Origin of the sequence: Campylobacter concisus, from assembly GCF_003048775.2 — a bacterium.
GTDB lineage: Bacteria > Campylobacterota > Campylobacteria > Campylobacterales > Campylobacteraceae > Campylobacter_A > Campylobacter_A concisus_I.
The window spans coordinates 1702060-1720669 of the sequence record NZ_CP049272.1 but is presented as its reverse complement, the minus strand read 5'-3'; the positions used below and the strand labels follow the sequence as shown (position 1 = coordinate 1720669).

General features: G+C 38.1%; 20 protein-coding genes. 17 read left to right on the top strand and 3 right to left on the bottom strand.

Features of this window, described 5'->3' with window-relative positions:
• Window positions 1–9 precede the first annotated feature (9 nt).
• The 15 genes from rplQ to CVT17_RS08535 all read left to right on the top strand — a co-directional run bounded on the left by rplQ (window position 10) and on the right by CVT17_RS08535 (window position 12667).
• Window positions 10–366 (top strand): 50S ribosomal protein L17, encoded by a 357-nt coding sequence (rplQ, locus tag CVT17_RS08605; RefSeq protein ID WP_002941584.1) that lies wholly within the window; start codon window positions 10–12, stop codon window positions 364–366.
• 282 nt (window positions 367–648) lie between these two features.
• Entirely contained in the window at window positions 649–1653 is a 1005-nt protein-coding gene (locus CVT17_RS08600; protein WP_103580101.1) for a hypothetical protein, read from the top strand.
• Between the two features lie 123 nt (window positions 1654–1776).
• The gene (locus tag CVT17_RS08595) at window positions 1777–2385 is read left to right on the top strand and encodes a hypothetical protein (RefSeq protein WP_103580100.1); all 609 of its coding nucleotides are present in this window, start codon (window positions 1777–1779) and stop codon (window positions 2383–2385) included.
• Window positions 2382–3131 (top strand): ABC transporter permease, encoded by a 750-nt coding sequence (locus tag CVT17_RS08590; protein WP_103580099.1) that lies wholly within the window; start codon window positions 2382–2384, stop codon window positions 3129–3131. Before CVT17_RS08595 ends, CVT17_RS08590 begins: the two co-directional genes overlap by 4 nt.
• Complete coding sequence (locus CVT17_RS08585; RefSeq protein ID WP_103580098.1) at window positions 3128–3820, top strand: ABC transporter ATP-binding protein; 693 nt, start codon at window positions 3128–3130, stop codon at window positions 3818–3820. Before CVT17_RS08590 ends, CVT17_RS08585 begins: the two co-directional genes overlap by 4 nt.
• Before the next feature lie 76 nt (window positions 3821–3896).
• On the top strand, window positions 3897–4814 hold the full coding sequence (locus CVT17_RS08580; RefSeq protein WP_103580097.1) for an NrtA/SsuA/CpmA family ABC transporter substrate-binding protein: 918 nt from the start codon (window positions 3897–3899) through the stop codon (window positions 4812–4814).
• 209 nt (window positions 4815–5023) lie between these two features.
• A complete protein-coding gene (locus CVT17_RS08575; protein WP_021091089.1) occupies window positions 5024–5299 on the top strand; it encodes a NifU family protein in 276 nt (91 codons plus the stop codon).
• Window positions 5286–5840 (top strand): histidine kinase, encoded by a 555-nt coding sequence (locus tag CVT17_RS08570; RefSeq protein WP_103580096.1) that lies wholly within the window; start codon window positions 5286–5288, stop codon window positions 5838–5840. The genes CVT17_RS08575 and CVT17_RS08570 overlap by 14 nt, the downstream gene beginning before the upstream one ends.
• The gene (locus CVT17_RS08565; protein WP_107858988.1) at window positions 5818–7101 is read left to right on the top strand and encodes a UDP-N-acetylmuramoyl-L-alanyl-D-glutamate--2,6-diaminopimelate ligase; all 1284 of its coding nucleotides are present in this window, start codon (window positions 5818–5820) and stop codon (window positions 7099–7101) included. The genes CVT17_RS08570 and CVT17_RS08565 overlap by 23 nt, the downstream gene beginning before the upstream one ends.
• Before the next feature lie 2 nt (window positions 7102–7103).
• Window positions 7104–7451 (top strand): aspartate 1-decarboxylase, encoded by a 348-nt coding sequence (gene panD / locus CVT17_RS08560; protein ID WP_002941539.1) that lies wholly within the window; start codon window positions 7104–7106, stop codon window positions 7449–7451.
• Between the two features lie 3 nt (window positions 7452–7454).
• Window positions 7455–7769: a YbaB/EbfC family nucleoid-associated protein gene (locus CVT17_RS08555; protein WP_002941513.1), complete on the top strand. Its 315-nt coding sequence runs from the start codon at window positions 7455–7457 to the stop codon at window positions 7767–7769.
• Complete coding sequence (locus tag CVT17_RS08550; protein ID WP_107770031.1) at window positions 7766–8875, top strand: DUF7488 domain-containing protein; 1110 nt, start codon at window positions 7766–7768, stop codon at window positions 8873–8875. The genes CVT17_RS08555 and CVT17_RS08550 overlap by 4 nt, the downstream gene beginning before the upstream one ends.
• Window positions 8872–9771 (top strand): polyprenyl synthetase family protein, encoded by a 900-nt coding sequence (locus tag CVT17_RS08545; RefSeq protein ID WP_107858989.1) that lies wholly within the window; start codon window positions 8872–8874, stop codon window positions 9769–9771. The genes CVT17_RS08550 and CVT17_RS08545 overlap by 4 nt, the downstream gene beginning before the upstream one ends.
• 133 nt (window positions 9772–9904) lie before the next feature.
• The gene (gene tkt, locus CVT17_RS08540; protein WP_107858990.1) at window positions 9905–11815 is read left to right on the top strand and encodes a transketolase; all 1911 of its coding nucleotides are present in this window, start codon (window positions 9905–9907) and stop codon (window positions 11813–11815) included.
• A gap of 57 nt (window positions 11816–11872) precedes the next feature.
• On the top strand, window positions 11873–12667 hold the full coding sequence (locus CVT17_RS08535; RefSeq protein WP_107770034.1) for an undecaprenyl-diphosphate phosphatase: 795 nt from the start codon (window positions 11873–11875) through the stop codon (window positions 12665–12667).
• A 108-nt stretch (window positions 12668–12775) separates the two neighbouring features.
• Here CVT17_RS08535 and CVT17_RS08530 read toward each other — a convergent pair whose 3' ends face one another.
• Genes CVT17_RS08530 through moaC form a run of 3 tightly spaced genes read right to left on the bottom strand, consistent with a single transcriptional unit; the run spans window position 12776 to window position 14742 of the window.
• A complete protein-coding gene (locus CVT17_RS08530; RefSeq protein WP_107770035.1) occupies window positions 12776–14014 on the bottom strand; it encodes a hypothetical protein in 1239 nt (412 codons plus the stop codon).
• A 10-nt stretch (window positions 14015–14024) separates the two neighbouring features.
• A complete protein-coding gene (locus CVT17_RS08525) occupies window positions 14025–14291 on the bottom strand; it encodes an HP0495 family protein (protein WP_021091143.1) in 267 nt (88 codons plus the stop codon).
• Window positions 14266–14742, bottom strand: a complete 477-nt coding sequence (gene moaC, locus CVT17_RS08520) for a cyclic pyranopterin monophosphate synthase MoaC (protein ID WP_180381432.1) — start codon at window positions 14740–14742, stop codon at window positions 14266–14268. The genes CVT17_RS08525 and moaC overlap by 26 nt, the downstream gene beginning before the upstream one ends.
• 417 nt (window positions 14743–15159) lie before the next feature.
• On the opposite strand from moaC, the gene CVT17_RS08515 reads away from it, so the two are divergent.
• Window positions 15160–15978, top strand: coding sequence for an ATP-dependent protease (locus CVT17_RS08515; RefSeq protein WP_107858991.1), 819 nt, complete (start codon window positions 15160–15162; stop codon window positions 15976–15978).
• 12 nt (window positions 15979–15990) lie between these two features.
• A complete protein-coding gene (gene nosZ / locus CVT17_RS08510; protein WP_107858992.1) occupies window positions 15991–18579 on the top strand; it encodes a Sec-dependent nitrous-oxide reductase in 2589 nt (862 codons plus the stop codon).
• The last annotated feature ends 31 nt before the right edge of the window (window positions 18580–18610 follow it).

Below are 18610 nucleotides of genomic sequence, written 5' to 3'. Positions count from 1 at the left end.
GGACAATAGATGAGACATAAACACGGATATCGCAAACTTGGTAGAACGTCATCTCATAGATCTGCATTGCTTAAAAATTTGGCGATAGCTATCATCAAAAGCGAAAAGATAGAGACGACTTTACCAAAAGCAAAAGAGCTTAGAAGCTATGTTGAGAAGCTAATTACAAGAGCCAGAAAAGGTGACTCTAACGCTCACAGAGCAGTATTTGCTTCTTTACAAGATAAAGAAACAACAAATAAATTAGTTACTGAAGTAGCTCCAAAATTTAAAGAGCGCAATGGCGGCTATACAAGAATCATCAAGACTCGTGTTCGCAGAGGCGACGCAGCAGAGATGGCTTATATAGAGCTAGTAGCTGAATAATTATTAGAGAGCTTCGGCTCTCTTTTTTTAATTTCTTGAATATAAAATTCTCTTACCTTTAAAATAAAATCCTTCTTTCAAAAGCTTTCTAAAGTATAAATTTCTTTAATTATTTATCAAATTTTATTAACCAAAAAATCATAAATTTAATAGTTAAAAGTTGTAAATCCTTTAATCTAAAATCATATATTTTAAATTTTTACCTTTGAACTCTATGCTAAAATTTTATTTTATTAAGACGATATTTGTTTCAGGCATCTAATAAATTTCAAAGGGTTTGAGATGATAGGTAGTGTAAATGGTGTTGGGACAAATTTTTATATTGGCTCGCAAAGTAGTAGAGCACAAGAACTTGATACTAATAATACTAAATCCAATATAGACAAAAATTCTTTAAATAATTTATCTAGCGGTTTGGTTGACGAGCAAAAAAGTCATACCGATACTAGAGGTGAGCCAATAAATTTAAATGAAACAAATACGATAAAATTTCAAAAAAATAGCGAAAATCTAACATTTGTTAGCAATTTCTCACTCTCAGGCATGGCTGCTAATGGCAAGATAAGCATCTGGGGTAAGCTCATGGGTTACGACAAACAAGTCAGCCAAGATGAGATAAATGATCTCAAAAATTTTATCAACCAGACCAAAGCACTTGGTTTTGGCAGAGCTCACGAAGAGATCATAGGATATTATCCAACAGATGTTGATCTCTTTGCAAAAGAATACACATCAAAACTTGATGGCAACACACTTCTTGGGCTTGGTCACAAGAGCCATGTGGAAGGGTTTGAGATACTTGATAAGGACCTAAGCATAGATGAGTTTAAAGATAAGTGGATTGATTATGCGCTTAGGCAGTATCTTGGAGAAAGAGTCGGTGTGGAGAGCATTACGATAGGCAAAAAGGCTATCTCCATGCTAACGAGCACTAATAAGCCACCAATTGAGTACCAGACGCTACAAAATATAAATTTCACTGACGAAGAGAGCAGACAGAGATTTCTTACGCTTATGAAAGCTGGCATGAAGAGCGGGGCGGATTTTAAAGAGGTGGTAGAGGGCGTACTCTCGCTTTATAATGTGCAAAATACGGACAAACTTGATGGCAACAAAGTCTATGCTTCAGTGATCGGACGAAGCGAGAAACTGGCTACTTACGATATCAACAAAGATGAGAAATTTGCCTATCTTAAGGAGCTAATGCAGCTTGAGAAAAACGGAGTTGATATACTAAAACTAATGGAAAAAGTGGAGCAAAAACAGAAATTAGATATAAAAGTATAGGTTAAGTTTAGTTTTTTGTACGACCCTTCTTTTGTGATTTTAGTCATAAGAGGCTCTTTTTACTTGGTTTAAATTTTTAAATGATAGAATCTTGATTTCTATTATTAAAATTACGGAGAACTCGTGAGAAAGCTACTTTGGCTAAATCCCGTTGTAAAAAATATGTATGACCTCTCTGCGTTAAAAGAGCTCTTGCAAAATAAGGGCTTTAACATAGTAGAGTGCGAAAAAGATCATGTTAGCGATATCAAAAATTCATATAAAAATTTATGCTCTAAGGGCATGGTTTTAGACAGTCGCTGTCCGAGAGCTGTAAATTTTATAAGATCAAATTTTAAAGAATTTTCAAACAATATTTCAAACTTAAATCCCATTTTAATAGAAAGCGCCATTGAACTTAGCTCGAAGCTAAAAGAAGATGAGTGGCTTTATATAACAACGCCTTGTGATGACTTGGCTGAGCTTGGAAATTCTTTAAAATTAGAGCGAACTACATTTTTAACATGGAAAAAATTTAAAGAGCTAAACGATATAAATTTACAAACAAGCAAAATAGAATCAAGCCCGATTCCTCCTGGTTTTTTTGAAAATTTAGGCATAAAAACACTAAGCTTATGCAGCAAAGAAAAGATACAAAACGCATTTTCATATAAATTTAGCGAGCTTAAAAACTATCAGATCATTGAGCTTTTATACTGCGAAAACGGCTGTCACAATGGAGATGGGCTATGATAGAAATTTTTAAAAAGAGCGTTTTGATCCTAGTGATCTTTGTCCTCTGGCAGGTCGTTTGTGAGCTAGAAATTTTCACGCCCTATATCTTGCCAAGTCCTATTACGACACTTAAAACGATGTTTGACATGAGCTTAAGTGGCGAGTTAATAACGCATGTGATGATTAGCTTTAAGCGTATATTTGTTGGCTATATTTTGGCTTTTGTTTTGGCATTTGCTTTTGGCGGAGTGGCAGCGCTATTTCCAAAAGCTAGTATTTATTACGAGTGGATACTAGAGTTTTTTAGAAATGTTCCACCACTTAGCCTTATTGCTATTTTGGTGCTTTGGTTTGGTATAAACGAAACTCCAAAAATTATTATTATCATCTTAGCATCGTTTTTTCCAATGTTTTTAAGTATTTCAAAAGGGCTAACTAGCTGCGATGTGAAGCTTATTGAGGTTGGTAAAATTTTTTGTTTTAGTAAATTTGAAATTTTTTACAAAATCATCCTAAAAAATGCCATAAAAGATATTTTTGTAGGTATGCGCATAGGTTTTGGCTACGCTATGCGAGCGATTGTGGGAGCGGAGATGATCGCAGCTTCTAGCGGGCTAGGCTATCTCATACTAGATGCGGAGGAGCTTTCGCGCGCAGATAGGATATTTGTTGGCATTTTTACGATAGGAATTTGTGGCGTACTCATAGATAGGATATTTTTATTTTTGATATCTAAATTTAGCCTTTTACGAAGTGAAAAATGATAGAAATTTTAAATTTATCCAAGCATTTTTTTATTAATGACAAGCGTATCGACGTTTTAAAAGAGCTAAATTTAACTATAAAAAAAGATAAGATCACTGTAATACTTGGCAGAAGTGGTTGCGGTAAAACTACGCTTTTAAGGCTTATTGCTGGACTTGAGGGTCTAAGCCTTGGCGAGATAAAATTTAAAGAGCAAGCAAAGATCGGCTTTGTCTTTCAAGAGCCTAGGCTCATGCCTTTTTTAAATGTCTATGAAAATATCGTATTTGCGCTTAAAAAGCATGAGATAGACGAGGCAAAGATAGATAGGCTCATATCAATGATAGGGCTTAGCGACTTTAAATTTGCCGCTGTTTCGCAGCTATCTGGCGGTATGAGCTCGCGTGTTTCGCTTGCAAGAGTGCTTGCGTACGAGGCAAATTTGATCCTTATGGATGAGCCATTTGCAGCACTTGATGCTTTTACGAGAGCCAGCATGCAGGCTGAAATTTTAAAGCTTCAAGCCAGCAAAACCATCATTTTTGTCACTCATAATGTCGATGAAGCCCTATTTTTAGCAGATGAGATCATTTTGCTTGAAAAAGGCGGGATGAAATCAAGCTATGACCTGTCAAATCTAGCTAAGCCAAGAGATTTGCTTTGCGATGAACTAATAAATTTAAAGCGTAAAATTTTGAGCGAAATTTAGCATTTTATAAAATGATAATTAAAACCAAAACGAAGCAAAAAGTTATATAATTTGGAAAATTTTTAAAGGAGCAAATATGAGAAAGTTTTTTAAGATTTTGTGTGCAGCCTCTTTGCTTTGTCTAGTAGCAAACGCAAGTGAGCTAGATAAGATCGGCATGACCTACGTCAAATCGCCGCTAAATGTCCCCTCAATCGTCGATAAATTTAAAGGCTTTTATGCTAAATCTTTTGGCATGCCAGTCGAGTACTCCGAGATCACCTCAGGTGCAAAGCAGACTCAAGCTCTAGCTTCAAATTCGCTCCAGTTTCTAAACTGCGTGGGCGGAACTTCAGTCATACTTGCAGCAGCAAATAAAGCTGACATAAAGATCATAAGTGCATATTCAAGAGCACCTGAAGCTTTTGCGATATTTGTTAAAGATAAAGGCATAAAAACCGCTAAAGACTTAAAAGGTAAAAAAATAGCAGGGCCAAAAGGCACGATATTAAATGAGCTTTTGGTTAGGTATCTTGCTCTTGGCGGTCTAGGTATAAATGACGTAGAGTTCGTTTCTATGGGCATCCCAGCTGCACAAGCTGCACTTGAAAATGGTAGTGTCGATGCAGCACTTCTTGCTGGACCAGCTGCTTATAATGCTAAAAAATCAGGACTTAGTGTCGTAACAACAGGCAAGGGCGTCATCACTCCAGTTATCGTCACTGCCACAAGCGGAGAATTTTACAAAAAGCATAAAGATCTAGTTGAAAAATTTAAAAAGGCTCAAGATGAAATTTTGGCTTTTATGAAAGCAAATGAGGAAGAGGCATTAAAATTTACGGCTGAAGAGACTGGGCTTAGCATAGAGGCGGTAAAGAGTATGTATCCGCAGTATGACTTTAGTCCAAAGATCACGCCTGAAGATATAAAAGCACTTGAAGCTACGCAAGAATTTATGCTTGAGAGCAAGATGATCGAGCAAAAAGTAGATATAAAATCGCTTCTAATAGATTAAACAAAAAGGGCGAAATTTGCCCTTTTATCCTAAAACTAATAATCAAAAATTTACTAAATTTTAGCTCAAATATTTAATAATCAAAACTGACTAGGTGTGTCAAAAAGGTTTACATTACAAAGCAAAATTAGCGCTAAGCAAAAATATAGCCATTATTTTTTGCATTTTTATTTTGCTATAATAGCCCAAAAATTTAATAGGAAAAAGATATGATCCCATTTAGCGATGAAGAACTTTTAAAACCAGTCAGTGCGAGTTTGCAAAAGGTATTACCGATGCTTGAAAATGATGGCGGTGGCATGGAGCTACTTGGCATAAAAAACGGCAAAATTTACGTAAGACTTACAGGGCATTGTCATGGATGTGCAGCTAGCACAACTACACTAAAATATGGACTCGAAAGACAACTTCGTATGGATATTCACCCAGAGCTTGAGGTCGTAAATATCCCGATTGGCGAGGAATTTGACATTGATAGATTATAAAAAAATAGGCATTAAACACTTCAAGCGCTCTAAATTTAAAGACGCGATCTTTTACTTCTCTCTAGCTTACGAAAAGACACAGGATAAAAATTTACTATTTTTGATACAAATTTGCTCCCTTGGCGAGAAAAATGCAGAGGAAGCAAAGCTTTTATTTGACTATTTTATGGATAAACTAAGAGCTGGCGAAGATGATGAAGGAATGGATGAAATTTTAAAAATTTTAGAATCAAGATTGGCTAGCGATGAGTATTTTGAAGAGCAAGACGCGATCAGCTACGAGGACTTTAAAAAGGCTGTTTATAAGGACGGGAGCTTCAAAAAGGTCTTTGAAAATATCATGTTCTCAACCAAGGTTATGATCTCAAACAAAGATGATTTTTTAGAATTTTTGGGAAATTTGATAAAAAATGACTTCATCGAAATGAGTATAAACTATCTTGAGAGTGCGGCGGTGATGTTTGGTGGCGATGAGCGCATAGATCAGCTTTTTAAAGAGATACAAAAAAGACAAAACGATGAAAATATCAGTAGAAAATAGCTTCATAACAGATGACTCAAACGAGTGCGAGCAGGGTGCATACTTTGTGCAAACTACTGCAAATGCAAAATTTGCAGAGGCAGCGGTAAAAAATGGCGCTAAAATAATCAGCCTTGAAGAATGCAAAAAGCTCTTAAATATCGATAAAAATTTAAAGATAGTTGGCATCACAGGTACAAATGGCAAGACCACAACGGCTGCTGCTATCTATGAGACTTTACGAAATTTAGGCAAAAAATGCGGGCTAAGTGGCACAAGAGGGGCATTTATAGAGGGCAAGCAGATAGATGACAAGGCGCTTACGACAAGTGCTATTTTAAGGACGCTTTCATACCTCAAAGCAGCTAGCGAGCAGGGCTGCGAGTACTTTGTGATGGAAGTTAGCTCGCACGCGATCGCTCAAAAACGCATAGAGAGCTTAAATTTTGCCCTTAAAATTTTTACAAACCTAACCCAAGATCACCTAGACTACCACAAGAGCATGGAGGAGTACGCTAGAGTAAAGTCAAGTTTTTTTGACGATGAGAGCGTAAAACTCATAAATATTGACGATGGTGGTGTTAAATTTAACCCAAAAAATGCCTATACATATTCGCTCAAAAAGCCAGCTAGCTTTGCGCCGGTGGTTTATGGGCTAAAAGACGGTATAGATGCGGTTATCAAGACGCCAAATGGCGATGTGGAGATAGACTCAAGTCTGCAAGGTGAGTTTAATCTTTACAACCTAATCGCAGCCCTTGGCGCAGTTTGCCTGCTAGAGCGCCCAGATGCAGCCGCACTTTCAAATGCGATAAGCAAATTTAAAGGTGTTAGTGGCAGGATGGAAGTGGTTAGCACTGATCCTCTAGTCATTGTAGACTTTGCTCATACTCCAGATGGCATAGAAAAGGTGCTAAACTCGCTTAGACATCTAAATTTGATCGCAGTCTTTGGTGCAGGCGGCGACAGAGATAGGACAAAGCGCCCTAAAATGGGAGCAATAGCCCAAAAATACGCAAGAATTTGCATAGTCACTAGTGACAATCCAAGAAGCGAAGAGCCAGAGAGCATAATCGATGAAATTTGCGCTGGCATGAGCCAAAATGAAAATTTGATACGAAACGCCAACCGCAAAGAGGCGATCGCGCTAGCCATTAGCAAGCTTGAGCCCGGCTGGGCGCTTGTCATACTTGGCAAAGGCGACGAGCCATATCAAGAGATAAAGGGTGTCAAGCACCCATTTAGCGATAAAGAAGTAGTAAAAGAGCTTTTAAAGAGGTAAAAATGAATATAGAAATTTTAGCTAGTAAGATCCACAGAGCCGTCGTAACAGACGCAAATTTAAACTATGTTGGCTCGATCAGCATCGGCGAGGAGCTTATAAAAGCTGCAAATTTGATAGAAAATCAAAAGGTTGAAATTTTAGACGTAAATAATGGCGAGAGATTTGCCACCTACGTGATAAAGGGCAAAAAAGGCGAAATTTGCCTAAATGGCGCAGCTGCGAGAAAGGTCTGCGTAGGAGACGTGGTCATCATCGTGGCTTACGCTAGCATGAAATTTAAAAAGGCTAAGAAATTTAAGCCAACCATCGTGCACGTAAATAACAAAAACGAGATCATAAAGGAGTAGGCGATGTTTGAGGGATTTGACTTTTCAAAGATGGGGCAGATGCTTGAGGATGTGCAAAAGCAGGCAAAGCAGATGGAAGAAGAGAGTAAAAATAAAGAATTTGGTGCAAAAAGCGGCGGCGGACTAGTGAGCGTTAGAGCAAACGGCAGCGGCGAGATACTTGATATCAGCATAGATGATAGCTTGCTTGAAGATAAAGAGAGTATGCAAATTTTGCTAATAAGCGCCGTGAATGACGTACTAAAGTCAGTTGAGGCTGATAAGAAAAACACCGCTTCAAGGATGCTTGGCGGCCTTGCTTCGATGGGGATAAAATGAGATTAAAATATAAATTTACTCTTGCATTTTTGCTATCAGCGCTTTGCCTAAACGCCGATCCTAGGCCTACGCAAGAGGACTTTAATGCCTGCTTTGAAAAGAACAAAAACTCAATCGTCTCGGTAAATAAACACTTTGGCGTGGCTATCACTAAAAATTTGATCGCAGTGCCAAAAAGTGACGGAGCCCCGCTTGGAGAATATGTCAAATTTGACCCATATTTGCAGCTTTTCTTAGTGCGCTCTAGCAAGGAGCTAAGCCCTGTCGTGATGGCTGATGAGACCAACGAGGAGCGCATAAAAAAGAGCACTTGGGTTGGCATCTTAAACGACTCTAATAACACCGTCATGGGTCACATCAAGTCTTTAGGGCAAAATTTAGGCGATTTTGACACGTTAAGCTTCGAGTATAACGCGACTGGCGAGATAAACACACCTTGCTGCAAGATGATAGGCATAGCTGTTGGAACTGATAAATTTATACCAAATCGCTACCTAAAGCACTTTGTATCTTACGATGATGTATATTACGGCGATATAGGTGTGAAATTTTTACAAAAAGAGGATAAATTTTTTGTAGGTCTTGTTGATCCTTTGGGCCGTGGCAAGATGATGATGGTTGATGACGAGTTAGTTAGTGTAAATGGCATCAAGCCAAAGAGCCTAAGAGAGCTAAATGAGATGGTGCTTTTTGCTCCAAAGGGCGCAAAGCTTGACATCATCGTGAAGCGCGATAAGCAAGAAATGCTCTTTCAAGTGCCAGTAAGTGGGGATGTGAAATTTAACCAAAGCCTCGATGTAGACGCCCCTTCAAGCCTTGATATACCAAATTTCAACATCATGCCAAAAGAAGCACAAACAATGCTTGATGATAAGATTTTGGTGGATTATGGTATCACAGTGGATAAAAATTTAGTCGTTACAAAGGTCGAGCCAAAGTCAAATGCAGAAATTTTTGGCATCAAGACCGGCGATAAAATTTTGGGTTTTGATAAACAAAGCGTGAGTAGTCGTGAAGAGCTTTTAGAGAAGCTTGGTGAATTAAAAAATTTTACGCTTCTATTTACCAGAAATGACTTTCAGTTTTTTGCAAGAGTGCCAAAATGAGCCTACTGGAGGACTTTGTAAAATTTTTAAACGAAAATTTGCCAAAGGTGCCTAGCTTTCACCCTTATTATGAGGAGGCGCTTGGCGTTATGCTAAAGGCTGGAGGGAAACACTTTAGGGCGCTTTTGCTTCTTGGTGTGGTGGAAAATGTGGATAAAAGACTCACGCAAAAGGCGATGAGAGTGGCTTTGGGGCTTGAGATGATGCATACATACTCGCTTATCCACGATGATCTGCCGTCTATGGATAACGCAAGCCTTAGACGCGGCACACCAACACTTCACGTCACATACGACGAGACTACTGCGATACTTGCAGGAGATGCACTAAATACGCATGCTTTTTATGAAATTTCACATGCCGATTTACCAGCCGACACGCGTATAAAATGCGTGGAAATTTTAAGCGAGAATGCTGGCGTTAGCGGCATGGTGCTGGGTCAGGCGCTGGATTGTTTTTTTGAAAATACGAACAAAGAGGACATCAAAAGAGCAAAGGCTAAATTTGGCCTCTCTGGCAAGATGCTAAGCCTTGATGAGCTAGTCTTTTTACACATCCACAAGACCGCAAAGCTGATCGCTGCTAGCCTAAAAATGGGTGCCATGATAGTAAATTTAGACGAAATAGAGTGCGAGAAAATTTATGATATCGGCCTAAAGCTAGGCCTTGCTTTTCAGATACAAGACGACATCATCGATCTTACAAGCGACGAGGCGGCCGCTGGAAAGCCTGTGCATAACGACCTAGCTAAAAATTCATTTACAAATTTACTTGGCCTTGAGGGCGCAAAAAAGAAAAAAGATGAGCTAATTTGCGAGATAGAAGAGACACTAAAACAGATAGATGCAAACATCGCAAAGATGATCTTAGAGCTTACGGATAAACACCTTAGATAAAAGCTAGAAATTTCTAGCTTTTTACTACTAAAAATTTAAAAAATTTATATCACTATTTAGACATTTTGGACAAAAATGCAAGGCAAGTTTTAATCACTTTTTTGTATAATCTGGCGCAATAAAAGGAGATCATATGCTAAAAAAACAAGCCGATACTATAAGATTTTTGTGCGCTGACATGGTGCAAAACGCTAACAGCGGACACCCAGGTGCGCCTATGGGTCTAGCTGATATTATGGTGGTTTTAAGCAACTTTTTAAAACACAATCCAAAAAATCCAAAATGGCTAAATAGAGATAGGCTCGTTTTTAGCGGTGGTCACGCTTCAAGTTTGGTTTACAGCTTCTTGCACCTAAGCGGCTACGATCTAAGCCTTGATGAGCTTAAAAATTTTCGTCAACTTGGCTCAAATACTCCAGGTCACCCAGAAATTCACACTCCAGGCGTTGAGGTTGCTACTGGCCCGCTTGGTCAAGGCGTAGCAAATGCAGTTGGCCTAGCCATGGCAGAAAAATACGCTGCAAACGTTCTAAATGAACCAGACAATAAAATAATCGATCATAAAATTTACTGCCTTTGCGGCGACGGCGACCTAGAAGAGGGTATAAGCTACGAGGCATGTTCGGTAGCTGGAAATTTAAGACTAGATAACCTTGTGCTCATATACGACTCAAATAACATCACGATCGAGGGCGACACAGCGATAGCTTTTAGTGAGGATGTAAAAGCGAGGTTTGAGGCGCAGGGCTGGGAGGTCGCACGTATCGATGGACACGATTATTACCAGATCGAATTTGCACTAGAGCAGGCAAACGAGAAAGAGTCACCATATCTCATCATTGCAAACACACGCATAGCGCGTGGTGCAATGGAGCTTGAGGGCTCACACCACAGCCACGGCGCCCCACTTGGCGAAGAGATCATCAAAAAGGCAAAGGCTGCAGCTGGTTTTGATCCTGAGAAGAAATTTGCCATTGACGAGGATGTGCTTTTAAGGTTTAGAGGCGCAGTTGAAAAGGGCGATCTTGAAGAAGCGATGTGGAACAAAAAGGTTGAGGCACTAAGCATTGAAGGCAAAAATTTATTAAACTCGCTTCTTAATCCAGACTTTAGCAAGCTCGAATTTTCAGACTTTAGCGACAAAAAGCTAGCCACAAGAGATACAAACCACGTCATTTTAAATGAGATAGCAAAAAAACTTCCTGGCTTTATCGGTGGCAGCGCAGATCTTGCTCCATCAAATAAGACTGAGCTAAAGGGTATGGGCGACTTTCCAAATGGCAAAAATATCCACTACGGCATCAGAGAGCACGCTATGGCGGCCATCAACAACGGTATCGCTAGATACGGCCTTTTCTTGCCATTTTCAGCGACATTTTTCATCTTTAGCGACTATCTAAAGCCAAGTGCGAGGATAGCAGCACTCATGGGCATCAAGCACTTTTTTGTCTTCACACACGACAGCATCGGCGTTGGCGAAGATGGTCCTACACATCAGCCGATCGAGCAGCTTAGCACATTTAGGGCTATGCCAAATTTCTACACTTTCCGCCCAGCTGATGGCAACGAAAACGCAGCTAGCTGGCATGCGGCGCTAAATTTAAACGCTCCAAGTGCTTTTGTGCTTAGCCGCCAAGGCCTTGAGCCACTTGCAAAAGGCGAATTTGGTGAGGTTAGTAACGGCGCATATTTGCTAAGCTCGGCAAAAGATGCGAAGATTACATTTATAGCAAGCGGCAGCGAGGTTTCACTCTGCGTAAAAGCAGCTGAAATTCTTGGCGAACAAGGCATTGGCGCAAACATCGTGTCAGCGCCTTGTTTTGACCTGCTTTGCGAGCAGCCAGATGAATACGTGGCTAAAATTTTAGATAAAAACACGACTATCATCGCAGTTGAAGCTGCAACTGGCTTTGAGTGGTATAAATTTGCCGATGCAGTTTATGGCATGAATAGCTTTGGCGCTAGCGGAAAGGCTAACGAGCTATTTGATCACTTTGGATTTACTCCGCAAAAACTTGCAAATTTTGCTAGCGAACTTATATAAATTTAATCTTGGGGAGTAAAATCCCCAACTGCAATCTAAAATCAAAAAAGGCATTTTATGGAAATTTCTCACGTTATTGTTTTGGCCTTGGTGCAAGGTATAAGCGAATTTTTACCCATTTCAAGCTCGGCTCATCTTATCTTGGTGCCAAAGCTACTTGGCTGGCCAGATCAAGGTCTTGCTTTTGACGTGGCAGTGCACGTTGGTACGCTAAGTGCGATACTTTTTTATTTTAAAGATACGATTTTTAAGCTACTTCGTGACTTTTTTGCCTCGATCGTACAACGAAAGATGGTAGGCGATAGCTTGCTTGTCTGGTGCGTGGGATTTGCTACCATTCCAGTTGGGATTTTTGGACTTTTGTTTAACAATATTATCGAAGAGTACGCAAGAAGTGGCATTGTGATCGCTATTACTACGATCGTCTTTGGCATAGCACTTTACTTTGCAGATCTTCGCTCGACAAATAAAAGCGAATATGAAATGACCATAAAATTTGCGCTTATTATCGGCCTTGCTCAAGCTGTGGCGCTCATCCCTGGCGTCTCAAGATCAGGCATAACGATGACAGCAGCCTTATTTTTAGGCTTTAGCCACAAGGGAAGTGCGAATTTCTCATTTTTGATGTCGATCCCAGTCATCATCCTGGCGGGTGGACTTGAGAGCATAAAGCTCATAAAAGATCCAAATGCGCTTCCTTGGAGTGACATCGCCCTTGGCGTCATCATAAGTGCTGTTAGTGCCTACGTGTGCGTGAAGTTATTTATGGGTATCATCTCAAGGATTAGAATGTTGCCTTTTGTCATCTACCGCTTGATTTTAGGAGTATTTTTACTTTATCTATTTTTATGATTTTAAAGCTTTAAAAAGTAAAGGCCAAGTGTGGAAAAATTTTCACACTTGGCAAGAATATGTAGTGCGAGTATCTTTCAGGAAAAATTTCAAGATAAGCTTGATAATTTAATCCTCTTTTTTATCTTTTTTAATAACATTTAACAGATCTTTTGCAGCTTGGTAAGCCCTATCTCCAAATTTCTTGGCTTCTGATTTGATGTCAATTTGTTTGATGTCTTCAAATTTTTCATTAGCTTTTTTCTCAAGATTAGTGATCTCTTGTTTGATCTCTTCAATTTTGTCGTTTGTATCAAAATTTAGTTTTAGCTTTTTACTCTTGTCATTTAGCTCTTGCTTTAAGGCTTCAAATTTATTATTTGCCTCGCTCATAAGCTTTGCCATGCTGTTTGACTTTAGCTCTTCTATCCTTGAAATGATCTGCTCTCTTGCTTGATCGCTAATACGTTTAAATTTTGCTAGATTTGTATCTAGCTCGCTATTTATCACATTTTCGATCTCGTTTCTTGCTACACCTTCAAATTCCTTTTCAAGTTCCCTAAGCAAGGCTATAAATTCTTCATCAATATTTTTTAAATTTAGTAGTTGCGAGTTTAGCCTGAGCTCATCTGGAGCAAATTTCGCCTCATCTTTAAGCTTTTCTATGGCTCTTAAAATGCCATCTCTTGTGCCACTTATAGCTCCACTTATCAACTCTTTTGCAAAGATATGACCCTCGTCTGCTAAATTTGCCGCTGCTATGATGATGTTTTTTGAAATTTCAAGTATCCGCTCTTTGCTAAACTCTCCTCCAATTATCGCAACATAGGTCATATTTTTAGCTATCGCACCAGCTGTTTCTTCGACATCTTTTGCGCCTTCAAGAGTTGTCAAAAATGCGATTTGAGCACTTTCTTTTAAGATACCAAGAAGCCTTGTTTCTCTAATGATCGCATTATTTAAAAGCTCTAAAATTTCCTCTTTTTCACTAAAATTTCTATCTTTTACGACCTCTTCAGCTGCTTCAAATGAAATTTTGAGCCTATTTTTTATCTCTTCACGTTTTGCTTCTATTGCACGATTTAGCTCATCTTTTTTATCAAGTAGCTCGTAAAGTGCCTTTTCTTCAGCACCGACAATGGCTTGATTTATTCCCTCCATGGCACTTTTTAGATTTTTTGCATTTATGAGATCTTCTTTATTCATTTTGTCATAAAGCTCATTCATTTTAGCCTTTAAAATTTCTGGCAAAGCATTTATATCTTTGTTTGCAGCATCTTGAAAGAAGTTATTGCAAAGAGCTTTTATGCTTATTAATAAGCCATCGCTGCTTTTATAATCATGTAAATTTTGTTCTAAACTGTTCATATCTTTTACCTTATAAAACGTATTTTGCTTCGTGTTTTAGTGCTGAAAATATCTCTAGCCTCTCTTCTTCGCTCAAAACTAGTACGGCTAAGTCATAGCTTGCATACTTTTTATCTTTGCTAAATTTTGAAAAGACTAGCTTAAATTCTCTATCTTTTACTATCTCTTTTACCTTTTCTTCTACATTGACATCTGCATCAAATATTATTTTGTATTCCCAATGCGTTGGGTAATCAATTTTTGCTTTTTTGTTATTTAGATCGCATATACTCGCCACTTTTTCCTCCTGTTTTACTCTCTAACACGATATTACTTATTTCCATGCTTTTATCTATAGCTTTTACCATATCATAAATGGTCAAAAGCCCCACGCTAACGCCAGTTAATGCTTCCATCTCAACGCCTGTTTTGCCCTCTATTTTTACACTCACATAAAGCTTAAAAGCACAAATTTCAGATAGCTCTTCGATATCACAATCCACACCTAAAATAGCTAGTGGATGGCACATCGGGATTAGTTCACTTGTCTTTTTTGCACCCATTATCGCAGCAACGACAGCCGTTTGAATGACTGGACCTTTTTTGCCAGTATTTTCTTTTATCGCTTTAAAGGCCTCTTTGCTCATTTTGATGATCCCGCTAGCAGTTGCCACTCTTTTTGTAGGATCTTTTGGGCTCACATCGACCATTTTTGGACGATCTTTCTCATCTAAATGCGTTAGCATTATCTCTCCTTTTTTTGGCGGATTATAGCCTATTTAAACAAATTTAAATTACCAATGGATTTAAGCTAAAAATATATCAAATGTATAAAATTTAGCTTTTTACTTAAATACTAAAGATTTCTCATTACTTAATATAATTATCTAATTTAAATAATTTTCTTAAGAAATAATTCAAATTTAAATTTTTGTTCAAATTAGCACTAAAAATAAGTGATTTAATAGATGATAAATTTTATTAAAGCCATATTAGTATTGATTAAATCATAATGTCTATATAATGTAAATAATAAAATTTAAAAAAATTTATTGATATTTTTCTTTAAAAGCTTAAAAAAATAAATTAATCGCTAATTTGCTTTTAAGAGTTAAGTATGTATAGTTTTTTTGCTTATTAAATTTATGATGAAAGTGTCTTGGATTATGAGATTTCTGCTTTGTATAAGTTTGTTTTTGATAACAGCTTTTGCCCAGCAATTAGGCTGCTTTATTAATGAAAGCAACCAAAGCATCGTCTTTATAAAAGATGGACAGATTAAAAATTTGGATCTAAAAGATACGATTTATAAAAATCAAGAGTGCGGAAATGATGGAGAATTCTTTTATATCGCAAATTTAAACAATGAGATTATCGAGGTGGCAAATGAGAGAAATTTCTTATTTGCCATGCCAAATGTTGGCTGTAAAATTTCACAAATTGTGGCAATTAAAAATAAAATTTACGTAGCTTGCGATATGGCAAATGAAGTCAGCATAGGCGTTTTTGATAAAAATCTAAATAAACTTTTAACTAAAAATTATAAAGATGTTTATAAAATTTCAAGCCTTTTGCCAATTGATGATGAACTATTTTTTACGAGCTTTAATGGCAAAGCATTTTTGCTTGATAAAGAGCTTAATTTAAAAGAGAAAAAGCGTGTTGGCTTTGCTCCGCTTAGTGCCTGTAAATTTAAAGGGAATGATATTTTGCTTGGCTTTAGAGATGGAGAAATTTTAGATTTTAAAAGTGGAATCAAAAAGCAAGTTTTAAAATCTAAAATTTCAGCTCTTGCGTGCATAGAGGATGAAATTTTTATAGGTGATGGGGATGGGGTAGTCTATAAATTTGACAAAGATCTTAAGCTAAAAGGGCAAAAGGCTCTTTTTGGCAATGAGATAAAAAGAATTTTTATAGATAAAGGCGTCTTAAATGGCGTAAATTTAGACAATGAGATAAAGAGTTTAGAGATAAATTCATTTTAAAAAGGAGAGTAAATGCAAAAGTTATTTTGTGTCGCAAGTGCTGCGTTGCTTGGGCTATCTTTAACGACTGCTTGTGCTGCTAGTAGTGACCTTGAAAAAGTCATGAAAGAGCGTGGGCTAAGCGAAAAAGATGTTCTTGCCGCTGCTAAAACTTATCAGCCTAGCGGTAAAAAAGATGATTTCATCGTCTTTTCATCTGGCGGGCAAAGCGGTCAAGTGCTAGTTTATGGCGTTCCGTCGATGAGAATTTATAAATACATCGGCGTTTTCACACCAGAGCCTTGGCAAGGATATGGCTATGACGATGAGTCAAAAGCTGTTTTAAAACAAGGCAACATCAGAGGCAAAGAGATAACATGGGGCGATACACACCACCCAAATTTCAGTGAGAAAAATGGTGAGTATGTTGGTGATTATCTATTTATCAACGATAAGGCTAACCCAAGAATCGCAGTTATAAATTTGCATGACTTTGAGACAACTCAAATCGTTGTAAACCCTATCATGAAGAGTGAGCACGGCGGTAGCTTCATCACTCCAAATAGCGAGTATGTTATCGAAGCTAGCCAATATGCAGCTCCACTTGATAATAACTACCACTCAATAGATGACTATGAAGCAGTTTATAGAGGCGCTGTAACATTTTGGAAATTTGACTATCCAAAAGGCAAGATCGACGAGAAAGAGTCATTTTCTCTTGAGCTTCCTCCATACTGGCAAGATCTAAGTGATGCTGGTAAGGGCGAGAGCTACGGCTGGGGCTTTACAAACTCAATAAATACTGAGATGTATACTGGCGGTATCGAAAAAGGTCTCCCTCCATTTGAAGCAGGTGCAAGTAGAAATGACACTGACTTCTTACACGTTTATAACTGGAAAATTTTAGAAAAACTTGTTCAAGACAAGAAAAACTATAAAGTTATAAATGGTCACAAGGTAGTTACAATAGACGCTGCTGTAAAAGCAGGTGCGCTATTTTTGATCCCAGAATCAAAGAGCCCACACGGTTGTGACGTAAGCCCAGATGGTAGATACATCATTATTGGCGGAAAGCTTGATACTCACACATCAGTTTATGACTTTAGAAAGATCAAAGAGCTAATCGATAAAAAAGAGTATGCTGGCACTGACCCATACGGAATTCCTATATTAGATAGAGAAAAGTCAATGCACGGACAAGTCGAACTTGGCCTTGGACCACTGCATACATCATTTGACTCACAAGATGGCGTACTTTATACATCACTTTACGTTGATAGTCAAATCGTAAAATGGGACTATAAAAATTTAAAAGTGCTTGATAAGATAAATGTTCACTACAATATCGGCCATCTTGATACAATGGAAGGCAAATCAGCAAAACCAGTTGGTAAATATGCAATCGCTCTTGATAAACTTTCAATCGATCGCTTTAGCCCAGTTGGCCCACTTCATCCACAAAATCACCAGCTAATAGACATCACTGGTGCAAAAATGGATCTAATCTATGATATGCCAATCCCACTTGGCGAGCCACACGATGTTGTTTCAATAGCTGCTAGCAAACTAAGCCCAGCGCTTACTTACAATATGGGTACAAACTCGAGAACAGGCGAGGCTAGCCCATATGCAACTCTAGCTGGTCAAGAAAGAGTTGAGAGAAATGGCAAGAATGTAACTGTCTATGCGACAATGATCAGAAGCCACATCAACCCAGAGCACATCGAAGTAAATAAAGGCGATAATGTAACAATTCACCTAACAAACCTAGAGCGCGCTCAAGATGAGACTCATGGCTTTGGCATCGACCTTTACAATATTCACGCTTCACTTGAACCTGGCAAAACTGCTTCAGTAAATTTCGTAGCTGATATGGAAGGTGTCTTCCCATACTACTGCACCGAGTTTTGCTCAGCACTTCACCTAGAGATGATGGGTTATTTACTTGTTAAAGATCCAAGTAAAAAATATGAATCTGCAAAAAATAACAAGCTAAAAACTCTAAGTCCAGAGGCTTTAAAAGCTGAATACGACAAAGTAATCGCAACTAATAAGGCAACTGATGATGTTATCCAAGAGGTCGTTAAATACCTAAAAGAGAAACATTATGAGAAATATCCAAAAGTAAAAGCTTTGGTTGATGACGCACTTGATCAATATGGCCACATTAAAGAGGTAAAAGCTAAAGCTGACGAAGCTTACAAAAAAGGCGATGTAAACGGCGCTATCCTTTGGGAGTACCAAGTATGGCAATACATGGTTAAAACAGCTGATGTTGGCTTAAGAGCTAAAAATAACCTAGCTAAAGAGATCGCAACTCCGATGAGTCCAGCTGCTGCAAAAGGTGAAGAGGCTTATCTAAAAGGCGGTTGTAATGGTTGCCACGTTATCGGTCAAGTAAGCTCAGGTCCAGACCTAACTGGTGTTTTACTAAGACATGAAAATGGCGAAAAATGGGTAGCAGAATTTATCAAAGATCCTGCTAAGTTCTATAATGATGACTACATTAAATCAATGATTGATTACTTTAACCTTAGAATGCCAAATCAGCATATGAGTGATGAAGAGATCAAAAATATCATCGAATACCTAAAATGGGTAGATGAAAACGCTGGTATGTAGTTTTTAAAGGGGCATTTTGCCCCTTTTTTAA

What these genes read in the sequence shown, in the direction of transcription:
- CVT17_RS08585 (WP_103580098.1), top strand. Translation starts at nt 3,128, where the DNA reads ATGATAGAAATTTTAAATTTATCCAAGCATTTTTTTATTAATGACAAG.
- CVT17_RS08555 (WP_002941513.1), top strand. Translation starts at nt 7,455, where the DNA reads ATGTTTGAGGGATTTGACTTTTCAAAGATGGGGCAGATGCTTGAGGAT.
- CVT17_RS08580 (WP_103580097.1), top strand. Translation starts at nt 3,897, where the DNA reads ATGAGAAAGTTTTTTAAGATTTTGTGTGCAGCCTCTTTGCTTTGTCTA.
- CVT17_RS08515 (WP_107858991.1), top strand. Translation starts at nt 15,160, where the DNA reads ATGAGATTTCTGCTTTGTATAAGTTTGTTTTTGATAACAGCTTTTGCC.
- nosZ (WP_107858992.1), top strand. Translation starts at nt 15,991, where the DNA reads ATGCAAAAGTTATTTTGTGTCGCAAGTGCTGCGTTGCTTGGGCTATCT.
- CVT17_RS08590 (WP_103580099.1), top strand. Translation starts at nt 2,382, where the DNA reads ATGATAGAAATTTTTAAAAAGAGCGTTTTGATCCTAGTGATCTTTGTC.
- CVT17_RS08600 (WP_103580101.1), top strand. Translation starts at nt 649, where the DNA reads ATGATAGGTAGTGTAAATGGTGTTGGGACAAATTTTTATATTGGCTCG.
- CVT17_RS08550 (WP_107770031.1), top strand. Translation starts at nt 7,766, where the DNA reads ATGAGATTAAAATATAAATTTACTCTTGCATTTTTGCTATCAGCGCTT.
- CVT17_RS08535 (WP_107770034.1), top strand. Translation starts at nt 11,873, where the DNA reads ATGGAAATTTCTCACGTTATTGTTTTGGCCTTGGTGCAAGGTATAAGC.
- rplQ (WP_002941584.1), top strand. Translation starts at nt 10, where the DNA reads ATGAGACATAAACACGGATATCGCAAACTTGGTAGAACGTCATCTCAT.
- tkt (WP_107858990.1), top strand. Translation starts at nt 9,905, where the DNA reads ATGCTAAAAAAACAAGCCGATACTATAAGATTTTTGTGCGCTGACATG.
- CVT17_RS08575 (WP_021091089.1), top strand. Translation starts at nt 5,024, where the DNA reads ATGATCCCATTTAGCGATGAAGAACTTTTAAAACCAGTCAGTGCGAGT.
- CVT17_RS08565 (WP_107858988.1), top strand. Translation starts at nt 5,818, where the DNA reads ATGAAAATATCAGTAGAAAATAGCTTCATAACAGATGACTCAAACGAG.
- CVT17_RS08530 (WP_107770035.1), bottom strand. Translation starts at nt 14,014, where the DNA reads ATGAACAGTTTAGAACAAAATTTACATGATTATAAAAGCAGCGATGGC.
- CVT17_RS08545 (WP_107858989.1), top strand. Translation starts at nt 8,872, where the DNA reads ATGAGCCTACTGGAGGACTTTGTAAAATTTTTAAACGAAAATTTGCCA.
- panD (WP_002941539.1), top strand. Translation starts at nt 7,104, where the DNA reads ATGAATATAGAAATTTTAGCTAGTAAGATCCACAGAGCCGTCGTAACA.